Annotated in this window: 21 protein-coding genes and 2 tRNA genes; 9 read left to right on the plus strand and 14 right to left on the minus strand. The window is 40.4% G+C overall.

Annotated features, from left to right (window positions below):
- Window positions 1–104: 104 nt before the first annotated feature.
- The 4 genes from PAT01_RS16410 to PAT01_RS16425 all read right to left on the minus strand — a co-directional run bounded on the left by PAT01_RS16410 (window position 105) and on the right by PAT01_RS16425 (window position 2,805).
- A tRNA-Val gene (locus PAT01_RS16410) sits at window positions 105–181 on the minus strand.
- Between the two features lie 45 nt (window positions 182–226).
- A tRNA-Val gene (locus PAT01_RS16415) sits at window positions 227–303 on the minus strand.
- Window positions 304–416: 113 nt separating this feature from the next.
- Complete coding sequence (locus PAT01_RS16420) at window positions 417–1,463, minus strand: DUF3080 family protein (RefSeq protein ID WP_064385084.1); 1,047 nt, start codon at window positions 1,461–1,463, stop codon at window positions 417–419.
- Complete coding sequence (locus tag PAT01_RS16425; RefSeq protein ID WP_096041608.1) at window positions 1,456–2,805, minus strand: MATE family efflux transporter; 1,350 nt, start codon at window positions 2,803–2,805, stop codon at window positions 1,456–1,458. The genes PAT01_RS16420 and PAT01_RS16425 overlap by 8 nt, the downstream gene beginning before the upstream one ends.
- Before the next feature lie 128 nt (window positions 2,806–2,933).
- On the opposite strand from PAT01_RS16425, the gene PAT01_RS16430 reads away from it, so the two are divergent.
- Window positions 2,934–3,560 (plus strand): riboflavin synthase, encoded by a 627-nt coding sequence (locus PAT01_RS16430; RefSeq protein WP_024033478.1) that lies wholly within the window; start codon window positions 2,934–2,936, stop codon window positions 3,558–3,560.
- Here PAT01_RS16430 and PAT01_RS16435 read toward each other — a convergent pair.
- Both PAT01_RS16435 and PAT01_RS16440 read right to left on the minus strand, forming a co-directional pair.
- Window positions 3,557–3,760, minus strand: a complete 204-nt coding sequence (locus PAT01_RS16435) for a CPXCG motif-containing cysteine-rich protein (protein ID WP_004586763.1) — start codon at window positions 3,758–3,760, stop codon at window positions 3,557–3,559. The genes PAT01_RS16430 and PAT01_RS16435 overlap by 4 nt on opposite strands.
- Before the next feature lie 197 nt (window positions 3,761–3,957).
- The gene (locus tag PAT01_RS16440; RefSeq protein ID WP_004586762.1) at window positions 3,958–4,821 is read right to left on the minus strand and encodes a fructosamine kinase family protein; all 864 of its coding nucleotides are present in this window, start codon (window positions 4,819–4,821) and stop codon (window positions 3,958–3,960) included.
- A gap of 109 nt (window positions 4,822–4,930) precedes the next feature.
- Here PAT01_RS16440 and PAT01_RS16445 point away from each other — a divergent pair, with 109 nt between their 5' ends.
- A complete protein-coding gene (locus tag PAT01_RS16445; protein ID WP_154945843.1) occupies window positions 4,931–5,623 on the plus strand; it encodes a DUF445 domain-containing protein in 693 nt (230 codons plus the stop codon).
- 49 nt (window positions 5,624–5,672) lie between these two features.
- Here PAT01_RS16445 and PAT01_RS16450 read toward each other — a convergent pair whose 3' ends face one another.
- Window positions 5,673–6,038 (minus strand): DUF3718 domain-containing protein, encoded by a 366-nt coding sequence (locus tag PAT01_RS16450; protein ID WP_154945844.1) that lies wholly within the window; start codon window positions 6,036–6,038, stop codon window positions 5,673–5,675.
- A 250-nt stretch (window positions 6,039–6,288) separates the two neighbouring features.
- Between PAT01_RS16450 and PAT01_RS16455 the strand changes: the two genes are divergently transcribed.
- From PAT01_RS16455 to PAT01_RS16465, 3 genes are all read left to right on the plus strand, one after another.
- Window positions 6,289–7,074, plus strand: coding sequence for a hypothetical protein (locus PAT01_RS16455; RefSeq protein WP_154945845.1), 786 nt, complete (start codon window positions 6,289–6,291; stop codon window positions 7,072–7,074).
- A 100-nt stretch (window positions 7,075–7,174) separates the two neighbouring features.
- Window positions 7,175–8,557, plus strand: a complete 1,383-nt coding sequence (locus PAT01_RS16460) for an amidohydrolase (RefSeq protein WP_004586758.1) — start codon at window positions 7,175–7,177, stop codon at window positions 8,555–8,557.
- Between the two features lie 10 nt (window positions 8,558–8,567).
- Entirely contained in the window at window positions 8,568–9,812 is a 1,245-nt protein-coding gene (locus PAT01_RS16465) for an amidohydrolase family protein (protein ID WP_024033483.1), read from the plus strand.
- A 145-nt stretch (window positions 9,813–9,957) separates the two neighbouring features.
- On the opposite strand, the gene PAT01_RS16470 is transcribed toward PAT01_RS16465, so the two are convergent.
- A complete protein-coding gene (locus PAT01_RS16470; protein ID WP_055253781.1) occupies window positions 9,958–12,180 on the minus strand; it encodes an NADP-dependent isocitrate dehydrogenase in 2,223 nt (740 codons plus the stop codon).
- A gap of 450 nt (window positions 12,181–12,630) precedes the next feature.
- Window positions 12,631–12,849, minus strand: coding sequence for a cold shock domain-containing protein CspD (cspD, locus tag PAT01_RS16475; RefSeq protein WP_004586755.1), 219 nt, complete (start codon window positions 12,847–12,849; stop codon window positions 12,631–12,633).
- A gap of 209 nt (window positions 12,850–13,058) precedes the next feature.
- On the opposite strand from cspD, the gene clpS reads away from it, so the two are divergent.
- Window positions 13,059–13,367 carry an ATP-dependent Clp protease adapter ClpS gene (gene clpS, locus PAT01_RS16480; protein ID WP_004586754.1) on the plus strand — a complete coding sequence of 103 codons (309 nt, stop codon included), beginning with the start codon at window positions 13,059–13,061 and terminating at the stop codon, window positions 13,365–13,367.
- A 68-nt stretch (window positions 13,368–13,435) separates the two neighbouring features.
- Window positions 13,436–15,697, plus strand: a complete 2,262-nt coding sequence (gene clpA / locus PAT01_RS16485; RefSeq protein ID WP_004586753.1) for an ATP-dependent Clp protease ATP-binding subunit ClpA — start codon at window positions 13,436–13,438, stop codon at window positions 15,695–15,697.
- A gap of 231 nt (window positions 15,698–15,928) precedes the next feature.
- On the opposite strand, the gene infA is transcribed toward clpA, so the two are convergent.
- From infA to trxB, 4 genes are all read right to left on the minus strand, one after another.
- Window positions 15,929–16,147 carry a translation initiation factor IF-1 gene (gene infA / locus PAT01_RS16490; protein ID WP_002962494.1) on the minus strand — a complete coding sequence of 73 codons (219 nt, stop codon included), beginning with the start codon at window positions 16,145–16,147 and terminating at the stop codon, window positions 15,929–15,931.
- Window positions 16,148–16,237: 90 nt separating this feature from the next.
- Window positions 16,238–16,942 carry an arginyltransferase gene (locus PAT01_RS16495; RefSeq protein WP_138579862.1) on the minus strand — a complete coding sequence of 235 codons (705 nt, stop codon included), beginning with the start codon at window positions 16,940–16,942 and terminating at the stop codon, window positions 16,238–16,240.
- Window positions 16,935–17,651 (minus strand): leucyl/phenylalanyl-tRNA--protein transferase, encoded by a 717-nt coding sequence (gene aat / locus PAT01_RS16500; RefSeq protein WP_138579863.1) that lies wholly within the window; start codon window positions 17,649–17,651, stop codon window positions 16,935–16,937. The genes PAT01_RS16495 and aat overlap by 8 nt, the downstream gene beginning before the upstream one ends.
- Before the next feature lie 93 nt (window positions 17,652–17,744).
- Window positions 17,745–18,695: a thioredoxin-disulfide reductase gene (gene trxB / locus PAT01_RS16505; protein WP_024033489.1), complete on the minus strand. Its 951-nt coding sequence runs from the start codon at window positions 18,693–18,695 to the stop codon at window positions 17,745–17,747.
- Between the two features lie 286 nt (window positions 18,696–18,981).
- On the opposite strand from trxB, the gene pssA reads away from it, so the two are divergent.
- Window positions 18,982–20,307 (plus strand): CDP-diacylglycerol--serine O-phosphatidyltransferase, encoded by a 1,326-nt coding sequence (gene pssA / locus PAT01_RS16510; RefSeq protein WP_029772425.1) that lies wholly within the window; start codon window positions 18,982–18,984, stop codon window positions 20,305–20,307.
- 115 nt (window positions 20,308–20,422) lie between these two features.
- Here the strand turns inward: pssA and ald are convergent, their stop codons facing one another.
- Complete coding sequence (ald, locus tag PAT01_RS16515; RefSeq protein WP_004586748.1) at window positions 20,423–21,544, minus strand: alanine dehydrogenase; 1,122 nt, start codon at window positions 21,542–21,544, stop codon at window positions 20,423–20,425.
- 142 nt (window positions 21,545–21,686) lie between these two features.
- Here ald and lrp point away from each other — a divergent pair, with 142 nt between their 5' ends.
- Window positions 21,687–22,166 carry a leucine-responsive transcriptional regulator Lrp gene (lrp, locus tag PAT01_RS16520; RefSeq protein WP_004586747.1) on the plus strand — a complete coding sequence of 160 codons (480 nt, stop codon included), beginning with the start codon at window positions 21,687–21,689 and terminating at the stop codon, window positions 22,164–22,166.
- The last annotated feature ends 16 nt before the right edge of the window (window positions 22,167–22,182 follow it).

Raw genomic sequence — 22,182 nt, forward strand, 5'->3', positions numbered from 1 at the left:
GCGATTTCGGCGTGGGCATAGAGAGTAGGTAGCGCGCTAACCAACTGAGCTACATTCGTACATATAGTATCTTAATTATATTTATTCAGAGGGGAGAATAGTTTTGGTACGACTGAGTGGATTCGAACCACCGACCTCTACCATGTCAAGGTAGCGCTCTAACCAACTGAGCTACAGTCGTACAAATAGTATCTTAATTATATTTATTCAAAGGGAAGAATAAATTTGGTACGACCGAGTGGATTCGAACCACCGACCTCTACCATGTCAAGGTAGCGCTCTAACCAACTGAGCTACGGTCGTATTACCTAATTAAGATGCGATAAATTTAATTATCAGCGGCCGCTAATATATAGCGTGGTGAGTGGTGAATCAAGCAAGTTTGTTGCTTTTACGTTTATTTGCCGTTTTTTTATTCATATTGGGCTGATTTCACACGTTTTATAAAAGTTTTGCCACCAGGTAACGTGTTTTTTGGCTGAGCCTTTAAGCTGGTTTAGTAGATTGTTTTGTGAATCAAGCGCTATCAAAGTATTTATTTGCTTATTTGTTATGGCTTGGTTAAACCACAGTTGGTTATACAAAGGTAAAAGTGTTTCAAGGTAGCCTGCTAAATTAGCCTGATAAGGCTGTATTTCTTTAAGGAAATACTTTTGAAACACGTTATTGACGATAGTGGCTACTTTTTTATTTTTTCCTGCTGGGCATATTTCATCAATGGATTTTGATTCAATAAATTGCGTGGCTGAATTATTAAACGCTATTTGCAGCCGTGCAGAATAAATGAGTAATTGGTTAAAACGGTACTTATTAAGCTGCTCTAACGCGTTAAAAATGTCTGCGGAGTTAATTTTTAAGTAATGTTTATTGAGTATGTGTTGTTTTATGAGTGCAAGCTGCTGCATGGCCGCTACCGTGTCGCTAAACCCTGCCGGCGAGACAGAAAGCTCTGCGCTGCTAGCTTGCCACGTGTTTTTTAGCTCAAATTCGTTATACAACATTAAATTAAAGTAGTGGTTTAGTGTTTGCTCTTTATGTGTTTTTGCTTTTAACAAGGTTTTATAAACTGATGAGTTAGGCTCAAGCGTGCTTAAGCACTGCTGTGCATTTTGCACAAACTCTATTTGATACTTTAAAACACCGGCATGTCCGGCTGTTTTACCTAGCTGATTGTTGTGCTCACTAATAAGTAAGCTGAGCTTACAATGGCTTAAGCTGGCAAGTTCAATCAAGCTAATGGTGGCGGAGTTTAAAAGCGTGTTAGGGGGTAAAAGCGGGCTAATTGCTTCAGGTTTACTTAAACCGGGGGCTTGGGTTTCAAGGGGATTACTTAAGCGTGCTATGTATGTTTGATAAGTGTTGCTGGGCGCTTTTGAACACCCAGCAAGCACGGCGCAACACACAGCTAATAAACAACTTAACCATGTTTTGCTTGGTATTAATGTTCGTGCATTTTTATACAAATGGCGCCTGCTTTAATCGCTTATTAACGGTGAACATAAGCCATACAGCAGCAACGGTTAAACCAAAAATAATACCTATCCAAAAACCGTGCGGCCCCATGGCGGGCACAATTAAATCTGTTCTTCCCAATACGTAGCCTAAAGCAAAACCGATTAACCAGTAAGATATAAACGTTATATACGATATAGGCTGCGTGTGTTTTAAACCTCTTAAAATGCCGTTCGCAGCGACTTGAAGTGCATCAGGTATTTGATAAATACATGCCAAAATCATAATTGAGGTCGCTAATGCAATAACGGCTGGGCTGTCGGTGTAAAGTTGGCTTATTAAATCGCGGCCAATAAAGGTTATAAAAGCTAAAAATAACGCTATAGCAATGGCTAATATGTAGCTGGTTGATATAGCAGTTTTTAATTGGCTTAAATGGTTTTGACCAAATAAATTTCCAATACGAATACTAATGGCGATAGATAAGCTCAGTGGCATCATAAATAATAACGCGGTCACGCTTCCCGCAATTTGATGACCCGACACTGCAACAGCACCTAAGTGTGCAATAAATAAAGGTATACACGCAAATAGCGTAATTTCAAAAAAGGTGGCCAACGAAATAGGTATACCTAATTTTGTAATAACCCCAATGGTTTTAATATTGGGCTTTTCAAAATTTGCCAGCAGGGCTTTTGCATCGATTTTTTTACTAAACTGGCAATACGTTACTTGTGCAACAGCCATTACAGTCAGTACCAATGCCGTAGCAATGCCACAACCAGCGCCGCCGTAGGCTGGTAAGCCAAATAAACCATTTATAAAAATATAGTTAGCCGGAATATTAACGCCAAGGCCCAGCAAGCTGATATAAAAAGCGGGTTTTGTCATCCCCATACCTTCGGTCATATTTCGATAAACGGTAAAAATTAAAAAACCAAAGGCTCCCCATTTCACAAAATGGATATAGTCGTACGCAAGGCTTGCGATAGCGGGGGTTGTATCGAGTTTTAAAATCACTATATCGGCTAGGTTGGCTATACCAAAACCAATTGCGCTTAAAATAGCGGTTAAATAAAGAGCTTGCTGAAAATAATGGCTAATACCTTTTTTATCGTTAGCGCCCGCAAATTGGGCAATAATACCAGTTAACGCGAGCAAAATACCTTGCAGCGCCAGTAATAACGGGTTCCATATACCGGTTGCAATCGACAGCGCAGCCAAATCTGTTGGGCTTACTTGGCCTGCCATAATGGTGTCGACCACTGACATTAAAACGAGTGTTACTTGTGCTAAAAATACAGGTACGGCAAGGGTGATTAAACGTTTGGCTTCCCAGCTACTAAAGGTCATAAAAACAGCTATTTGATAAAACAGGGCGCAATTGTAATCGATTGTGTTTCAAATAAAAATCACTGTAGTGAATGATTTTACGAGTTGATACGTTAAACTAGCACTTTGTAATAATTTTAAGTGATTTTATGTTTACAGGAATCGTTCAAACTCAAGCTACTGTTGTATCTACCACGCATACCGAAGGGGTTCTACGTTTGGTTGTATCGGTAGGTGATGAATACGTTAAACATTTAGATTTAGGTGCGAGCATTGCAATTAATGGCTGTTGTTTAACGGTGGTTAAAGTTGAATTAAGTAACCACGATGTAGTGGCACAAGTACATTTTGATGTAATTGATGAAACACTATTACTAACGAATTTAGGCAAGCTTGCATTAGGTAGCTTAGTTAATTATGAGCGCTCAGTAACCTTTGGTACTGAATTAGGTGGGCATATTGTATCGGGGCATATTCACTGCACTGCCCAAATCGGGCAAATAGTTAAGCAACAAAATAACTGTAAAATTCAGTTAAGCTTACCTACTAAATGGCAAAAGTATGTTTTGTACAAAGGCTTTGTAGCGATAAATGGCGCAAGTTTAACCGTGGGCGAAATTGACGAGCAGGGTTTTTGGTTACACCTGATCCCCGAAACGCTGGCCATTACAAATTTAGGTAACGCTCAAGTGGGTGATGAACTAAATATAGAAGTTGATCAGCAAACTTATACCATTATTAACACGGTAGAAAATTACTTACGCCACCAAGGCTAAAAAATTTGTTCATCGTCGCTGTCTATGTGTAACTCTAATTTTTTATGAGCATGGTCTATGTGCATGTTTAAATGAATAGGGTTACAACAGGCACTGCATTCTTCTACGTAGTCTTGATCCCCCATACTTGCGTCAATGTCTAGGTGTATGTGGTTGCCACAGTGTGGACACGTGATACGTTGTGATAAAAAATCTTTCATAATCACTCCAATAGTACCAAGGTAAGAATTAACTTGTTGATACGCATTAATTAAGTTGTGCAGTTATACTAGCAACAACTTGATGGCTCAAAACTGAACTAAACAACAAGGTATTGAGCCTAAATAACATCCTTTTTAAATATAGTGCTGAAGCAACGATTATGACAGTTATTTTACGCCTTATAAGGCGTTATTATTTAAAGCGATAGCAGCTCATCAATATGCTGCTTAGCCTGAGTAAGATAGTGCCCTGCAAATATATTTGCGTGATTTAAAATAGGGTAAAGTTGGTATATTGCTTTGCGCTTTTTATAGTTTTCGCTTAATGGGTATTGCGCGTTATAGGCGTTATAAAAATCATCAGGTAAGGGGGCAAATAGCTCGCTCATTGCAATATCTACCTCGCGGTCTCCGTAATAACATGCGGGATTAAATAAGGTCGGTACATTTTTAATAAAGCCCATATTTCCTCGCCAAAAGTCGCCATGTACTAAAGAGGGCTCCACAATATGGCTGTGCAATTGCTCTTTTACCAAATTAATTAATAGCTCAGGCTCTACAAGCTGAATGCCTTTTTCGGCTAATAGTTGCAGTTGCCAACCTATGCGCTCTTCTGCGTAAAATAAGTCCCATTTTTTATGCCATTGGTTTGGTTGCACGGTAGTGGCTAGGTAATTATCTACATCAAAGCCAAACATTGCTTGGTCGTGCTTTTGGTGCAGCATAGCCAGTTGTTTACCCATATCGTGCCAATGCGTGTGGGGCTGTTTATCAAGTACTAACCATTCAAGTACAATAAACGAAAATTCAATATTAGCACCTGTTACAATGCAGTCGGGCACCATAAAAACACTATTTTGGGTGAGCTGCTTAAGTCCTATCGCTTCGCTTTCTAGACGATCTAGTTCGCTTTTAAGGGCAATTTTAACCAGGTAATTGTGCTTTCCATCGGTGAGTTGATAGAGTTTATCGGTATTTGTACTTTGCAGCTGACGTTTGTAAGTATGTTTAAAGTCATAATGAATGGCTTGGCTAATGTGCTCGTTTACTGTTTTCCACATATCAATTGCTCGCCTTTTAAACAGATACTTAAACTATGGCAAAAAAGTATTAATTTAACAAACTAATCGTTGTAAAATTAACGATATAAAAAATGCTAATGGAGTAACAATGAACAAAAGTTTTATCACCAATTTGCTCGCTGTCTTGTGCGTAGTTATAGGCTACTTTTTTAACCACGCTATTGTGTTATCGGTGGGGTTATTTGCGCTATCTGGTGCCGTCACAAACTTATTGGCTGTTCATATGTTATTTGAAAAAGTGCCTTTGTTATACGGCTCGGGTGTTATTGCTCTAAAATTTGAAAGCTTTAAAGTGGCTATTCGTAATTTAATTTTGACTGAGTTTTTCTCTGAGCAAAAAATTAATAACCTACTTAGCAAAGCGCAACCTAATATCGACTTTGAAGGCATTATTACTAAGGTTGATTTAAACCCTGCATTCGACAACCTACTTCAAGTAATAGAGCAATCACAGTTTGGCAGTATGTTAGGTATGTTTGGTGGCACAGCGGCTATAGAGCCAATGCGAGAAAAGTTTATTGAAAAAATGCAGCTATCACTTGCGCAAATTAGCCAAACAGACGATTTTAAAGCGCTAGTAAGCGATACGTTATCGCAAGGGAATAGCGCACAAAGCTTACATGCTACGGTACTTAAATTAGTTGATGAGCGTTTAAATGAACTCACCCCAAAAATGGTTAAAGACATTATGCAAACTATGATACGTGAGCATTTAGGTTGGCTAGTAGTATGGGGCGGTGTGTTTGGCGGTTTATTTGGCTTAATTGCGGCCATTATTTAATAAACTAAGCCTGCTTACAAAGCAGGCTTAATTTTGTGTTAACGCCATACTATTTTGGCCCTGTGATGATTACTTTTTCTGGGTTGTACGATTTAGCTAAATCTTTAATTGATGTGCGAGTACTGGTATCAATATTTAAATAATTTGCGCTTTTATCAAGGTTATACAAAGTAACAAAGTCGCCCATTGATAAGTTATTACAGTGCAGCTTTTTGCTCATTACCGCTTTGCTTATATTTAAATCGCGTGACGCTTTACGTACTGCGTACGATTTATTAGCTGCAACAGCCATACAAGCCTGTGTACCTGGCGATGAATCGGCCGCGACAAATTGGGTGGCTAATGCTGGTTTTGCAATTAGTAAAGTTGCGCCTAGTACCATAGTTGTGCATAAAGTAGCTTTTAACGTGTTCATAATTAGTCCTCATTGTTTGTGGTTCAGCTTTATTATTGAGCGATTTAAACTAAAAAGCTGTTAACCAAACGCAACAAGGTGTAAGCAGGTATGTTTAAAAATACACACTTAAGCTAGGTGACTGAATTTATGCCCTAATAAATATGTTTTTTGACACACTTAGGCAAAATTATTTTATAGCTACTGACATATTCTCTCAGCCTGCTATTATCGCCCCCATTATTTACGCGCTTAATTTTTAGGAGCACCAGTGAGCAAAACGTTAGCCAGCTATTACCAGCAAGCGTATGCCTGCGAGCACAAGCATTTTAATCAATGTTTTTATTGTGGATGCGAAGCCACAGAGCGCGATCATTGCCCGCCGTTACATATGCTACAGAGCATTATTGATTTAGGCGAAGAGGCCGACTTTGTCTCTATTGCCGCGTGTTATGAGTGCCATGCCTTATTACATAATGAAAGGCTAATGACGATAGATGAGCGTTTTACAAAACTTAAAAAAAAGCTCTCTAATAAGTACGCTAAGGCGCTGCGTGTTTATAACATGTGGGAAGAAAACGAATTAAGCGAAATGAGTGACGAATTTGCGCACAGCATTCAAGCGGGTATGAAATTAGGTAAAGAGGCATCTGAGCGTTTAGCGTTTACAGGCTTTACATATGCCACCGAAGAAGCCCGCGTGACCGTACGCGAAAAAACTAAAGAGTTTGATGTAGAAGGAAGCGCTTTTACCGACTTTAAAGACGCGTTAAATTACTGTATTAACGTACTTAAAGTTCAAAAAAGTGACTTTTATAAAATATTGGTAGAGGATTATAACGGCGACTTTAATAGGGCACTTAGCCAGTACCGTCATCGCCATGATAAAGTGACAGCAGCAAGCGATGGTAATACATTAATTAAGGATTTTGCTAAGCAACATAAGCAAAACTCAGACTTTGTAACTCGCACCGTAAAACACTTTATAAACAAAGACCCATCGCTTACTACCGAAAGCGCACTTGAAAAGCTGTATAACAATTATATAAAAAAATAATTACAGCCGTTTAACTCATTTAATCGCTTTTTTACCTGTTTTTTTAGCTTTATGACGCCGCTTTAGCTAAAGTAGCAAAAAAACAGGAGAACCTAACAACATGCAAAAATTTGCTCCCTCATTGTTAGCAGTTGGTTTAGCTGCTGCCCTTGTTGGCTGCCAAGAAAACGGCCCACAAGATGCAAAAATCACCATTAATAAAAACCCATACCCAAGCACCTACACACCGCTTGCAAGTAAAAGCACATTAATTACCAATGCAACAGTACTTACTGGCACTGGCGAGCGCTTAGATGACGCCGATGTGTTACTTGTTGATGGTAAAGTACAACAAGTAGGTAAAGACTTATCGGCCAATGCAGATGCAACCATTGATGCACAGGGCAAATGGGTTACCCCAGGTATTATTGACGTACATTCTCACTTAGGTGCTTACCCAAGCCCATCGGTTGAGTCTCATCAAGACGGAAACGAAATGACCAGCCCAAATACTGCTGAGGTGTGGGTAGAGCATTCGGTATGGCCTCAAGATCCTGGCTTTAACCGCGCGCGCGAAGGCGGTATTACTTCACTACAAATTTTACCAGGCTCAGCTAACTTATTTGGTGGCCGTGGCGTAACACTTAAAAACATTCCTGCGCATACCATGCAAGCAATGAAATTCCCTGATGCGCCTAATGGCTTAAAAATGGCCTGTGGTGAAAACCCAAAACGCGTATATGGTCGCCAAGGTACTTTGCCTTCAACCCGTATGGGTAACATGGCTGGTTACCGTATGGCATGGGCAGAAGCACAAGAGTACAAACGTGCATGGGATAAGTACGACGCCGATTACGAAGCAGGTTTAAACCCAGAAGCACCAGTTCGCGATATTAAGCACGATACTCTTCGCGCGGTAATTGAAGGTGAAGTGTTAATTCATAACCACTGTTATAAAGCTGAAGAAATGGCGATGATGATCGACCTTTCAAAAGAATTTGGCTATCACGCAGGTACGTTCCATCACGGTGTAGAAGCTTATAAAATTGCAGATTTATTGGCTGAAAATGGCTCGTGTGCTGCACTTTGGCCAGATTGGTGGGGCTTTAAAATGGAAGCCTACGACATGGTTCAAGAAAACGTAGCTATTGTTGATGCGGTAAAAAATTCGTGCGCCATTGTACATTCTGACTCAGACACCACTATTCAGCGCTTAAACCAAGAAGCGGGTAAAGTAATGTACCGTGCAAACGAAAATGGGTTTGATATTTCGGAGCAGCACGCGATTAAGTGGATCACCTCAAACGCGGCTAAATCATTAGGTATTGAAGATAAAACTGGTTCGCTTGAAGCAGGTAAGCAAGGCGATGTGGTTATTTGGAACCAAAACCCATTTAGCGTTTACGCAAAAGCTGAACAAGTATTTATTGATGGCGCAAAAGTTTACGATAGAAACGATAGCGCATTTCAAGCACAAAGTGATTTTATGTTAGGTCAACAATAAGGAGCCCAGAATGAAAAATTTATCACGTTCGTTTTCGCTATCTCTGGTTGCTGCCGGACTATTAGCCTCAGGTGCAGCTAATGCACAATCGCTTGCAATTATTAATGCCACGCTGCATACGGCAACCGAGCAAGGTGTTTTAGAAAACGCCAGCATTGTTATGGATAACGGTAAAATTACCGCTATTAATCCACAGCAAGTACAAGCAGATAAAGTTATTGATGCAAATGGGCAAATTGTAACCCCAGGTTTTATTGCTAGCATTAATCAACTTGGCTTAGTGGAAGTAAGTGCAGTTGCAGGCTCACGCGATGCAGGCGAAGAAAAAGCAGGCATTGATTTTGATGTAAGCCTTGCTTATAACGCTCACTCAAGCCTTATCCCGTATGCACGTAAAGGCGGTGTAACCCGCGATGTAATTACCCCGCATGGTGGCGATAGTATTTTTTCGGGCTTAGCAAGTGTGGTTGATTTAAGCGGTGATTTACAAGGCGACATACAAAAACAAGCTGCATTAGTGGTTTATTTAGGTGAGCGCAGTAAGGGCTCGCGCGCATTTACATTGCAAACGCTAATTAATAAGCTTGAAGAGCACCAAACAAAAGCAGCTAAAAAGCCTAAAAAAGACGACGACAGCACCCCAAGTACTGAAGATAAAGTAATGGTTAAAGTACTTAGCGGCGATATGCCACTTGTAGTGGGCGTATCTCGTGCGGCTGATATTATTGAGCTACTTAAAGTTAAAGAGCAATTTGGTATTAATTTAGTGCTCAATGGTGCACAAGATGCTGTTGTTGTTAAAGAGCAGATTGCTAAAGCGCAAGTACCAGTAATTATGAGTGCTATGGATAGCTTACCTTCAAGCTTTGACTCTTTACATGCCAGTTTAGATAACGCAGCCGCGCTTGAAAAAGCTGGGGTAAAAGTTATTTTAACTGTGGGCGGGGATGCCAGCCATAATATTTATCAACTTCGATTTGATGCCGGTAATGCAGTTTCGTACGGCATGAGCCAGCAAGGCGCACTTAATGCTGTTACATCCAATGTAGCCGACGTATTTGGCATAAATGCAGGTAGCCTTGAAGTAGGTAAAGCTGCCGATGTGGTTGTATGGAGTAACGATCCATTTGAGCTAAGTAGCCATGTAAGTAAAATGATTATTAACGGTGAAGAAGTATCTACGCAGTCGCGCCAAGATAAACTGCGTGAGCGCTATACCACTGAGTCATCTATGCCGCGAGCATATACAAAATAATTAATATAGCTTTAATTATCCAAAATTCAGGTTAATTATTAAAGGCCGCTACTTTAAAGTTAAAGTAGCGGCCTTTTTATATAAAATAAAGACACAAAAAATCCGCTTACTTTAAACGTAAGCGGTTTTTTAATTTAATCTAAAATTATACTAATTTAGATAAAATTTCGTTAAACGTTGCACTTGGGCGCATTGCTTTAAACGCTGCATCATCGTTTGGTTGGAAGTAACCACCAATATCCATTGAAGGACCTTGCGCATCGTTAAGCTCGCTTACGATTTGCTCTTTTTGCGTTTCTAAATCGCTCGCAATTTGTGTAAATTGCGCTTTAAGCTCGCTGTCTTCGTCTTGCTTAGCCAGCTCTTGTGCCCAGAATAAAGATAAGAAGAAGTGAGAACCACGGTTATCAATCTCTTTTACTTTACGTGAAGGCGACTTGTTTTCAGCTAAGAACGTACCTGTTGCTTTATCTAGCGTATCAGCAAGTACTTGTGCTTTTTTGTTGCCTGTATTCACGCTTAGGTGCTCAAGCGAAGCCGCTAGTGCTAAAAACTCGCCTAACGAATCCCAACGTAAGTGGTTTTCTTTTTCGAACTGTTGAACATGCTTAGGTGCTGAACCACCTGCGCCAGTTTCAAATAAGCCACCACCGTTCATTAGTGGCACAATAGAAAGCATTTTAGCACTGGTACCCAGCTCTAAAATTGGGAATAAATCTGTTAGGTAGTCACGTAATACGTTACCCGTTACAGAGATAGTGTCTTTACCTTCTTTAATACGCGCTAATGAGAATAAAGTTGCTTCAAGCGGTGCTAAAATTTGAATGTCTAGGCCATCAGTATCGTGATCTGGTAAGTATTTGTTTACCTTTTTAATAAGCTCTGCATCGTGAGCACGGTTTTCATCTAACCAGAAAATAGCAGGTACGCCCGTCGCACGTGCGCGGTTTACAGCAAGCTTAACCCAATCTTGGATTGGTGCGTCTTTAACCTGACACATTCTCCAAATATCGCCTTGCTCAACAGTGTGCTCAAGTAATGTTGTGCCATTTGCATCAACAACACGAATAGAACCATCCGCTTTTGCTTCAAACGTTTTATCGTGAGAACCGTATTCTTCTGCTTTTTGAGCCATTAGGCCTACGTTTGGTACGCTACCCATAGTGGTAGGATCGAACGCGCCGTTTTCTTTACAAAAATCAATTGTAGCTTGGTAAACGCTTGAGTAGCTACGATCTGGGATCACAAAGCTAGTGTCTTGTAGTTTACCGTCGTTGTTCCACATTTGACCGCTTGAACGAATAGCAGCAGGCATAGACGCATCAATGATCACATCGCTTGGAACGTGTAAGTTAGTAATACCACGGTCAGAATCAACCATTGCAATAGCAGGACGCTCAGCGTAAACCGCTTGAATGTCTGCTTCAATTTCTTCGCGCTTAGCATCATCTAATGTTTGAATTTTAGAATAAACGTCGCCTAAACCGTTATTTACATCAACACCTAGCTCTTCAAAAAGCTCGCCGTGTTTAGCAAATACGTCTTTGTAGAAAACTTTTACCGCATGACCAAAAATAATAGGGTCAGATACTTTCATCATTGTCGCTTTCATGTGAAGCGAAAATAATACGCCTTTTTCTTTAGCTGCATCAATTTCTGCTGCTAAAAACGCTTGTAGTTTAGCTGCGCTTATGCGCGATGCATCAATTACTTCTCCAGCAATTAGCGGCGTGCTTTGTTTAAGTACAGTCACATCGCCATTAGTCGCTACGTGCTCAATACGTACATCAGTTGCTGCATCAACAGTTACAGATTGCTCAGAACCAAAGAAGTCACCTTCGCTCATGCTTGCAACGTATGATTGTGAGTCTTTGCTCCACGCACCCATTGAATGAGGGTTATTGCGGGCATATTCTTTAACAGAACCTGGTGCACGACGATCTGAATTACCTTCACGCAATACTGGGTTTACAGCACTGCCTTTGATTTTGTCGTAAGTTGCTTTAATTTTAGCTTCTTCATCATTTTTAGGCTCAGCTGGGTACTCTGGGAGTGCGTAGCCTTTTTCTTGAAGCTCTTTAATGACAGCGCGTAATTGCGGTACAGACGCACTGATGTTTGGTAATTTGATGATGTTTGCTTCTGGTGTTTTTGCAAGTTCGCCAAGCTCTGCAAGCGCATCGCCGATGCGTTGCTCTTCAGTAAGGTAATCAGCGAAGTTTGCAATTACACGACCTGCTAATGAGATATCGCGAGTTTCAACTTCAACACCTGCCGCATTTGTATAGGCTTGGATAATTGGTAGCAACGAGTAGGTTGCTAGCGCCGGAGCTTCGTCCGTTTTAGTGTAGATAATTTTTGATGTCATCATCATTCCTAGATAGTAGGCCGCAGTGGCCGTATTCAACAATGCAAAGAAACTCATTAGCGCATGGTTGCGTTAACAAGCAGTTTGTTAGGTGTCGGTACTCTTAATATGCCAAAAGGCAGAATAGTCACACCTGACTAACTGATTTTTATAGGTTGCAAAGTACACGTATTTTAGCCGCGTAAAAGCATAAGCTAAAATGTAACCGCGTAATTTAGCAACAAGAGTGTAACAAGCTTGTTTAAAAAGGGCTAGCGCTTGCGCTTTTGAACAGCCTTAATTAGCAGGTAACTGTTAGAACATTGGGGTATATAAAATAAAATCAAGGAAAAGGGTTGAATTTAGCGTGTACAGGAGCAATTTAGTAATAAGAAGAGAGTTGAATGGTAAGTGGGGGAATTAAGCGAGGATCTAAATTAGGTCGCTCGCTTTAGTCGAACAAATTTTTGATCACTCTAAAATGTCGCCGTTAGGCGCAATGTTTTTAGCGTGTAAGCCCTTAGGGCCTTGTTCTAGCTCGAATGTTACATCCTGACCAGCTTTAAGTGTCTTATAACCGTCCATTACAATCGTTGAGTAATGAGCGAAAATATCATTCTCGCAGCCGTCTTCTACGATGAAACCAAAACCTTTGGCGTTGTTGAACCATTTGACTTTACCACAAGCCATACTTCTACATCCTTCTATAAGTTGACTAATTTAGTTATTCTAAACCGTATAATTTGCTAGACTGACTAAGGATTAATCAATCTACTTCTGACTGTAGTTTATTTGGCCAGTCAGTCAAGTGTTTTGTGGTATTTTTTTAACATTTAATTTATTTTTTATTCAAGTTTGCTTGAGTTCTAAAGACAAGACTATATTTAATTATGAGTGGTATGAAAGATTCAGGTGTCATCGACACAGTTCGCGATAGTGAAAAGCAAAAGCTGCAGCCACCGCGAAAATACAAAGTTGTTTTAAATAACGACGACTACACGCCAATGGACTTTGTAATAGAAGTTTTAATGACGTTTTTCAATATGGATAGCGATAGAGCAACTGATGTGATGCTACAAGTTCACGAAAAAGGTAAAGGGATATGCGGTGTATTTAGCGCCGATGTAGCCCATACCAAAGCGGAACAAGTTAACCGTTATGCACGGGATAACGAGCATCCACTGCTTTGTAGTTGTGAGCAGGAATAAATACCAATTAGGTGATCAATCATCTCATTGTTGTGGTATAAAATAATTATCTCAGTAAGGGGTTGCCAATGCTAAACAAAGACTTAGAACTAACGTTAAATGCCGCGTTTCGTGAAGCGCGTACACGCCGCCATGAGTTTATGACGGTAGAACACCTTTTACTTGCGCTTTTAGATAACCCTTCAGCAGGCGAAGCGCTAAACGCCTGCGGTGTTGATATTTCTGGTTTAAAAACCGAACTATTAGAATTCATAGACGAAACCACACCGGTTATTCCCGATTTAGAAGAAGAACGCGAAACCCAACCAACACTGGGCTTTCAGCGCGTGCTTCAACGTGCGGTTTTTCATGTTCAATCATCTGGTAAAAACGAAGTTACAGGCGTTAACGTGCTCGTTGCTATTTTTTCTGAACAAGAAAGCCAAGCGGTTTATTTACTTAAGAAAAGCGATATTTCTCGCTTAGATATAGTGAATTTTATTTCTCATGGTATTTCTAAAACGGATGATGAGTTAGGAGATGACACTGACGATATTCATGAAGAAGTACAAGAGGTTCAAAACGAAGAGGCAAGTAAGTTAGATAGCTTTACCACTAATTTAAATGCCCAAGCCAAAGACGGTAACATTGACCCATTAGTAGGGCGCGACAGCGAAGTAGAGCGCACCGTGCAGGTTTTATGTCGCCGTAAAAAGAATAACCCACTGCTCGTTGGTGAAGCTGGGGTAGGTAAAACAGCTATTGCAGAGGGCCTTGCGTACCGCATTGTTAATGAACAAGTGCCTGAAGTGATTGCCGATGCTGTTGTTTACTCGCTTGATATGGGCGCATTGCTTGCCGGTACTAAGTACCGCGGCGACTTTGAAAAACGCTTTAAGAGCTTATTAAAAGAGCTGCAAGCAAAACCTAATTCAATTTTATTTATTGATGAAATACACACTATTATTGGTGCAGGTGCTGCATCGGGTGGTGTTATGGATGCCTCTAACTTACTTAAACCGCTGCTTTCAAGCGGGCAGTTACGTTGTATGGGCTCAACTACTTACAATGAGTATAAAAATATTTTTGAAAAAGACCGTGCGTTAGTGCGTCGTTTCCAAAAAATTGATGTACTTGAACCAAGTGTGGCCGATACCACTAAAATTTTAAATGGTTTAAAAGAGCGTTATGAAGAACACCATGGTATTCGTTACACGCAAAAAGCATTAAAAGCAGCTGCTGAACTAAGTGCTAAATACATTAATGAGCGTCATTTACCTGATAAAGCCATTGATGTAATAGATGAAGCCGGTGCCAACCAACGTTTGCAGCCAAGCTCTAAACGCAAAAAAACCATTGGTGTATCAGATATTGAATCGATTATTGCTAAAATGGCGCGTATTCCAGCTCAAAGCGTGTCATCGACCGATAAAGAAACGCTTAAAAATCTTGATCGTAATCTTAAAATGTTAGTGTTTGGGCAAGATCAGTCTATCGACGCGCTAACATCTGCGATTCGTTTATCTCGCTCGGGGCTTGCAAACGAAGATAAGCCAGTAGGCTCGTTCTTATTTGCTGGGCCAACGGGTGTAGGTAAAACCGAGGTTACAAAACAGCTCGCTAAATGTATGGGTGTTGAGTTTATTCGCTTTGATATGTCAGAGTATGTTGAGCGCCATGCAGTAAGCCGTTTAATTGGTGCGCCTCCTGGGTATGTTGGTTTTGAACAAGGTGGTTTACTTACCGAAGCCGTTATTAAAAACCCGCATGCAGTTGTATTATTGGATGAAATTGAAAAAGCCCATCCAGATATTTACAACATACTACTGCAAGTAATGGATCACGGTACGTTAACCGATAACAATGGTCGTAAAGCCGACTTTAGAAACGTGGTGGTGGTTATGACAACCAATGCCGGCGTGCAAGAAACCACACGTAAATCGATTGGCTTTACCGAGCAAGATCATACGCACGATGCAATGAGTGAAATTAACAAGGTATTTTCACCTGAATTTAGAAACCGCTTAGATAATATTATTTGGTTTAACCACCTTGAAAAAGACGTTATCTTGCAAGTGGTCGATAAATTTGTAGTTGAGTTGCAAGCACAGTTAGATAAGAAGTCAGTTAACCTTGAGCTGACCTCTAAGGCCCGAGAGTGGTTAGCAGATAAAGGCTACGATAAAGCAATGGGTGCACGTCCAATGGCACGTGTTATTCAAGATGAGCTTAAAAAGCCATTGGCTAACGAAATACTCTTTGGTGAACTGGTTGATGGCGGTACTGTTAAAGTATCAGTTAAAGATAAGAAAATTAACTTTGACTATGAAAGTAATTTAACACCCGCTTAAATAAGTGTATTGACTTATCATACCAATGCGCAAATTATGCGAATGGGTATAAAAACTAGCCTGCGCGATACGCGTGGGCTTTTTTGTGCTTTTTTATAGGCAACAAAAAACCCAGCAAAAGCTGGGTTTTTTGTTTATTAAATGTAATTGCTAGTCAGTACCATCAATTACATTTAATAAACGCTTTAAGCTAGTTATTCACTAGCCAAAAACTAAATCTCGTTTACGCACTTAGCGAGCACGGAATACGATACGTCCTTTCGATAAATCGTAAGGAGTCATTTCTACCGTTACTTTATCGCCGGTTAAAATACGGATATAGTTTTTGCGCATTTTACCTGAAATATGAGCCACAACTACGTGACCATTTTCTAGCTCAACTCGGAACATTGTATTTGGTAAAGTATCAAGGACTGTCCCTTGCATTTCGATTACGTCTTCTTTCGCCATGTTTAGCGTAACACCTCTTTAATAGTTAAACGCTGCAGATTTTGCCCAAAATACGCCAATAAGTAAAGGCGCAGCAGGCATTTTTGCAAATTAAATAGCCAACCACTGGTCATTAACGTGTTTTTGCGCGGGTAAAAACTTAGTTTTGTATTTCATTTTGGTGCATTCATCGATTTGGTAGCCCAAATACACAAATTCTTTATTTTGCTGTTTGGCAAATTCGAGCTGCTGTAAAATCATCACAGTCCCTAAACTGTAGTGTTCAAAGTCGGGATCGAAAAACGTATAAATAGCCGAGACAGCGTTATCCATGCAATCTGTTACGGCCACTGCAACTAAAGTGTCTTGGTGCCAAAGCTCAATAAACGTTATTTCTAACCAGCTACAAAATAAAAAACTTTGAAACTGTTCTAAATTAGGCGGAAACATAGTGCCATCGCTGTGGCGCATTGAAATGTATTTACTATAAAGTGGGTAATATTCTTCGCGCTTAGCGTGTGTGTATTTAACTTCAAAGTTTGCTTTTACTTTATTTAGTTTTCTTTTTTGTGACTTTGAAGGGGTAAACTCTTGGGCTAACACGCGCACCGAGTTACAGGCGCTACACGAAGGGCAGTGCGGTCGATAAATTTGGTTACCACTGCGCCTAAAACCGAGCGATAAAAGCATCTCAAATTTATGCGTGCTGTAACAGGTTGGGTCAAGTATTACCAATAATTGCTCTTGCCTGTCAGTTAAATAGCTACAAGCAAACTCTTGGCTAAGGCCAACGCGTGCAGGAATGTGTTCACTCATAAATTGCTGTTAACTCCTGTGGTTGCCACATGGTTGAGTTGAGGGTGTAAGCATTTGCTCGTTTAAGTTTAGTCAAAAATTCTGAGCGAGGGATCACTTTTGCGCCTAAAGAGGTTAAATATGGGTTTTCTAGTTGGCAGTCAATAAAATGTGCGTTATGGCGTTTTAACCAATTAACTAACGCCCACATGGCCAGTTTTGAGCAATTAGTTTGATGATGAAACATCGACTCGCCACAAAAAACGCCATTTTGCATAATGCCATACAGCCCACCTGCAAGTTCGCCGTTTTGCCATACCTCAACACTATGTGCAATATTAGCGTCATGTGCAGCAATATAAGCGCTTAACATGTCGTTTGTTATCCATGTGCCTTCGGTGTCTATACGTTGCTCACAGCACGCTTCTATCACCTCCGCAAATGCATTGTTAACAGTTACTTTAACAGGGTGTTTTTTTAAATGTTTACGCAAGCTTTTACTTATATGAAAGTCATTTAGCTCTACAATGCCGCGTTCACTTGGCGACCACCACATAATCGGCTCACCTTCGCTAAACCACGGGAAAATACCCATTTTATAGGCATTACTTAAGCGCTTTACAGATAAATCGCCGCCTATGGCAAGCAGTCCATCGGGGGAGGTAAGTGCATATTCGGGGTTTGGAAATGCTATATCGGTTTCACTTAGTTGGTATAGCTGGTTTCTCATAGAGGGCTTAACTTATTAATTATCATAAAAGTGTAACTATATTTTAGGCATAAAAAAAGGCTGAACTAACAGCCTTTATTAATTTTGTAGCGTTTATAGGTTATCTAAGAAACGCTCTGCATCTAGGGCTGCCATACAGCCTGTACCTGCAGACGTAATTGCTTGACGGTAAATATGATCAGACACATCACCTGCGGCAAATACGCCAGGTACGCTTGTTTGTGTAGCGTTACCGTTAAGACCAGACTCAACCACTAAATAGCCATCTTTCATTTCTAGTTGGCCTTCAAACATGTCGGTGTTTGGCTTATGGCCGATAGCAATAAACACACCCGCTAAATCAAGCTCTTCGGTAGCATCAGATTGTGTATCTTTAATGCGTACGCCAGTTACACCCATGTCATCGCCAAGTACTTCGTCTAGCGTACGGTTGTAGTGCATTACTACGTTACCATTTTGCGCTTTTTCGTTAAGGCGATCAGCAAGAATTTTTTCACTGCGGAAGCTATCACGACGGTGAATAACGTGTACTTCATCCGCAATGTTAGATAAGTAAAGTGCTTCTTCTACAGCAGTGTTACCACCACCTACAACGGCAACTTTACGCCCTTTATAGAAAAAACCATCACATGTAGCACATGCAGATACACCACGACCTTGAAAATTAGTTTCAGACTCTAAGCCTAAGTATTTAGCCGATGCACCAGTGGCAATAATTAATGCATCACATGTGTAAGTACCTTGGTCGCCAGTAAGCGTGAACGGGCGCTTAGACACATCTACTTTATTAATGTGGTCAAACACAATTTCCGTTTCAAAGCGCTCAGCGTGCTCTTTCATACGGTCCATTAATGCAGGGCCTGTTAAACCGTGCGCATCGCCTGGCCAGTTTTCAACTTCAGTTGTGGTCGTTAATTGGCCACCTTGTTGAATGCCGGTAATTAAAACGGGGTTTAAATTTGCACGTGCGGCGTATACTGCGGCAGTGTAACCCGCAGGGCCAGAGCCTAAAATTAGTAACTTAGAGTGTTTTGCTTCAGTCATGATCTTTTCCTAAACGTTTAATACTGAACTTAATGGCTTCGATTCTAAGAAAAACAAGGCACAAGTAAACAAATTATGTGAATATTTTTTTCTGACAAAATTAAAAGCTGTGCAATATTATGTACTGACTTTGCCTGGAACGATAAAAAGCCCGCGTGAAGGCTAAAAAACAAACAGATGAACAACAAAGCTTCGTTAATTCATGACCCGTTAGTATTTTTTTGATATGTTTTACCTAATTTTATTTGTCACTGATAGATTATGTGACCTTAGTGAATAGGCAACTATGTTATTTTGGCAGGAAAAACCCGCATTTGGGTTGACTTCAAAAGACGTTAACGTCTTAACCAACGCACAAGAGTACCGTACGCAATTGCTACGTTTAATTAGCAATGCAAAAAAAAGAATCTACATTACGGCACTTTATTTACAAGATGACGAAGCAGGGCGCGAAATACTGGAAGCGCTGCATCGTGTGTCGTTGGCAAACCCCAACCTTGAAATAAAAGTGTTGGTTGATTTTCATCGTGCTCAACGTGGTCTTATTGGTGCAAAAAAATCAGACGGTAACGCAAGTTTATATTGTGACTATTTAGAAAAATTTAAATCAAACGTACAAGTTTACGGTGTACCGGTTAAAGCCAAAGAGTTGTTTGGTGTGTTACACCTTAAAGGTTTTGTTGTAGATGATACTTTATTATACAGCGGCGCCAGCTTAAATAACGTGTACTTACAATACAACGAACGCTACAGGCTCGACCGTTACTTTTTAGTTGACCAAGCAGCACTGTGCGACTCTGTGGTTGATTTTATTGAGTCTAAGCTAATAGGCTCGCAAGCCGTGCCACGTATTGATACACGTCCGCTTAAGCGCTTAATAGACTTTAAGTTTGAACAAAAGCAATTAATGCGCGAGCTAAAGTCGGCCAGTTATGCAAACCCAACTACGCCCAATACCGACCCACTCGGTGTGCGTTTGTTTTTAGGTTTAGGGCGTCGTAATAATAGCCTTAACCGATTAATTAAAAACTTGTTTGATACCACAGAGCAAGAGCTTGTACTTTACACACCGTATTTTAATTTTCCGGCGCCGCTTATGCGCTCACTACGTCGATTATTAAAACAAGGTAAGCAAGTAACCATTGTAGTAGGTGATAAAACCGCAAACGATTTTTATCTGCCGCCAAGTGAGCCGTTTAGTAAAATTGGTGCACTCCCGTATTTATACGAAACTATTTTGCATAAATTTGTAAAATCGCAAAAGCGCCATATAGATAACGGCAATTTAAACGTGTATTTATGGAAGCACGAGAGTAACTCGTTTCACTTAAAAGGTATTTGCGCCGACCGACAACGCCACTTATTAAGCGGGCATAACCTTAATCCACGAGCGTGGGGCCTTGATATCGAAAACGGTATTTTAATTGAAGACCCACAGCAAAGTATTATGCAAGCCATAGATAACGAAAAGCAGGAAATTTTAAAACACTGCCGCCGTTTAACTGGGCCAAATGATTTAGAAACAGTAGAAAATTACCCGCAACCGGTTAAAAAGCTACTTGGTCAGGCTAAACGCGTAAAAGTTGATTTTATAATTAAGCGTTTTATTTAAATTAATTTATATAGTCAAAATTTAGATACAAAAAAAGCAGCTAATTAGCTGCTTTTTTATTGTTTGTAGTTAGGTAACTATTTTGTTTAATAACACCTAACGACTAAACGCAAAATTACGCGTTTTCTACTGCAGTACGAGGGTCAACATATTCCATGTTGAACGCTTCAGCTACTTCTTTGTAAGTTACTTGGCCTTTAATTACGTTTAAGCCTTTTAAGAAGTGCGCGTCATCTAGTAGTGCCTTTTTGTAACCTTTGTTTGCAAGGTTAATAATAAACGGCAATGTTGCATTGTTAAGTGCAAAGGTAGAAGTACGTGGTACAGCACCTGGCATGTTAGCAACACAGTAGTGAACAACTTCATCAACAATGTATGTAGGATCAGCGTGTGTTGTTGCTTTAGAAGTTGCAATACAACCACCTTGGTCAATAGCAACATCAACAATTGCAGAGCCTGGCTTCATTGCTTTAATGTGATCGGCTGTTACTAGTTTAGGTGCTGCAGCACCTGGAATTAGTACGCCACCAATTACTAAGTCAGCTTCTAGTACGTGTTTTTCTAGTGCGTCAGCTGTTGAGTAAATCGCTTTAACTTTGTTACCAAATTGCGCGTCTAGTGCACGAAGTACATCAATGTTGCGGTCAAGTACTACAACGTCTGCGCCCATGCCAACAGCCATTTGCGCTGCGCTACGACCCACCATGCCGCCGCCAATAACAACTACTTTAGCTGCTTCAACGCCTGGTACGCCACCAAGTAACATGCCACGGCCGTGGTTAGATTTTTCAAGCGCTTGTGCACCGGCCTGAATAGACATACGACCTGCTACTTCACTCATTGGTGCAAGAAGCGGCAAGCCGCCACGTGCATCAGTCACTGTTTCGTAAGCAATACAAATCGCTTTGCTTTTAACAAGGTCTTCAGTTTGTGGAAGATCAGGTGCAAGGTGAAGGTAAGTAAATAAAATTTGATCTTCGCGTAGCATTGCACGCTCAACAGCTTGTGGCTCTTTTACTTTTACGATCATGTCTGCTTTTGCAAAAACATCAGCTGCAGTTGCTAAAATTTCAGCGCCAGCTTGTGTGTAATCTTCGTTAGTAAAACCAATGCCCATACCTGCATCTGTTTCAACAATCACTTGGTGGCCGTGATTTACTAATTCACGAACACTCGCAGGAACCATACCTACACGGTATTCATGGTTTTTAATTTCTTTAGGTACACCAATAATCATAAAATTTGCCTTATTAAGAACGGATTAACATTTTTCACTATTATATTCATCATAAGGCAGTGTGTCTCACCTTTTTTAAAAGGCTAGGCAGTGTTATTATCTAAATAATAAAAATAAACAGAATATTAAACTAGTTGGGTGTATGCATCAGTTATTAGATAGAATTGACCGTAAAATTTTAATGGAATTACAGCACGATGGACGCCTTTCTAATGTAGAACTGGCCCGACGAGTTGGCCTGAGCGCCACGCCCTGTCTGGAGCGCGTAAAAAAGTTAGAACGTGAAGGTTATATACTTGGCTACAAAGCGGTGGTTGATCCAGCAAAGCTTGGCCAAGGCTTATCTGTGTATGTTGAGGTAACCATTACCAAAACATCGCCCGACGTATTTGATGAGTTTAGTGCGGCGGTTAAACAGCACGAAGAGATAATAGAGTGTCACTTGGTATCGGGTAATTTTGATTTTTTATTAAAAACACGCGTAAACGATATGTCAGAATACCGCGGTGTACTAGGCGACATTCTTTTAAAGCTGCCAAACGTGAGTGAAAGCCGGACCTATGTAGTAATGGAAGAAGTAAAAGGTGAAGATGGCGTAATAATTCGCCCTTACATTGCCTAAATTTAACCGCAAAAGA

Origin of the sequence: Pseudoalteromonas atlantica (genome assembly GCA_007988745.1) — a bacterium.
GTDB classification, from domain to species: Bacteria; Pseudomonadota; Gammaproteobacteria; order Enterobacterales; family Alteromonadaceae; genus Pseudoalteromonas; species Pseudoalteromonas atlantica.

What these genes read in the sequence shown, in the direction of transcription:
- PAT01_RS16435 (WP_004586763.1), bottom strand. Translation starts at nt 3,760, where the DNA reads ATGAAAGATTTTTTATCACAACGTATCACGTGTCCACACTGTGGCAAC.
- infA (WP_002962494.1), bottom strand. Translation starts at nt 16,147, where the DNA reads ATGGCGAAAGAAGACGTAATCGAAATGCAAGGGACAGTCCTTGATACT.
- cspD (WP_004586755.1), bottom strand. Translation starts at nt 12,849, where the DNA reads ATGGCTTGTGGTAAAGTCAAATGGTTCAACAACGCCAAAGGTTTTGGT.
- PAT01_RS16460 (WP_004586758.1), top strand. Translation starts at nt 7,175, where the DNA reads ATGCAAAAATTTGCTCCCTCATTGTTAGCAGTTGGTTTAGCTGCTGCC.
- PAT01_RS16465 (WP_024033483.1), top strand. Translation starts at nt 8,568, where the DNA reads ATGAAAAATTTATCACGTTCGTTTTCGCTATCTCTGGTTGCTGCCGGA.
- PAT01_RS16495 (WP_138579862.1), bottom strand. Translation starts at nt 16,942, where the DNA reads ATGAGTGAACACATTCCTGCACGCGTTGGCCTTAGCCAAGAGTTTGCT.
- ald (WP_004586748.1), bottom strand. Translation starts at nt 21,544, where the DNA reads ATGATTATTGGTGTACCTAAAGAAATTAAAAACCATGAATACCGTGTA.
- clpS (WP_004586754.1), top strand. Translation starts at nt 13,059, where the DNA reads ATGAAAGATTCAGGTGTCATCGACACAGTTCGCGATAGTGAAAAGCAA.
- PAT01_RS16430 (WP_024033478.1), top strand. Translation starts at nt 2,934, where the DNA reads ATGTTTACAGGAATCGTTCAAACTCAAGCTACTGTTGTATCTACCACG.
- PAT01_RS16425 (WP_096041608.1), bottom strand. Translation starts at nt 2,805, where the DNA reads ATGACCTTTAGTAGCTGGGAAGCCAAACGTTTAATCACCCTTGCCGTA.
- PAT01_RS16450 (WP_154945844.1), bottom strand. Translation starts at nt 6,038, where the DNA reads ATGAACACGTTAAAAGCTACTTTATGCACAACTATGGTACTAGGCGCA.
- clpA (WP_004586753.1), top strand. Translation starts at nt 13,436, where the DNA reads ATGCTAAACAAAGACTTAGAACTAACGTTAAATGCCGCGTTTCGTGAA.
- aat (WP_138579863.1), bottom strand. Translation starts at nt 17,651, where the DNA reads ATGAGAAACCAGCTATACCAACTAAGTGAAACCGATATAGCATTTCCA.
- PAT01_RS16470 (WP_055253781.1), bottom strand. Translation starts at nt 12,180, where the DNA reads ATGACATCAAAAATTATCTACACTAAAACGGACGAAGCTCCGGCGCTA.
- PAT01_RS16440 (WP_004586762.1), bottom strand. Translation starts at nt 4,821, where the DNA reads ATGTGGAAAACAGTAAACGAGCACATTAGCCAAGCCATTCATTATGAC.
- PAT01_RS16445 (WP_154945843.1), top strand. Translation starts at nt 4,931, where the DNA reads ATGAACAAAAGTTTTATCACCAATTTGCTCGCTGTCTTGTGCGTAGTT.
- trxB (WP_024033489.1), bottom strand. Translation starts at nt 18,695, where the DNA reads ATGACTGAAGCAAAACACTCTAAGTTACTAATTTTAGGCTCTGGCCCT.
- pssA (WP_029772425.1), top strand. Translation starts at nt 18,982, where the DNA reads ATGTTATTTTGGCAGGAAAAACCCGCATTTGGGTTGACTTCAAAAGAC.
- lrp (WP_004586747.1), top strand. Translation starts at nt 21,687, where the DNA reads ATGCATCAGTTATTAGATAGAATTGACCGTAAAATTTTAATGGAATTA.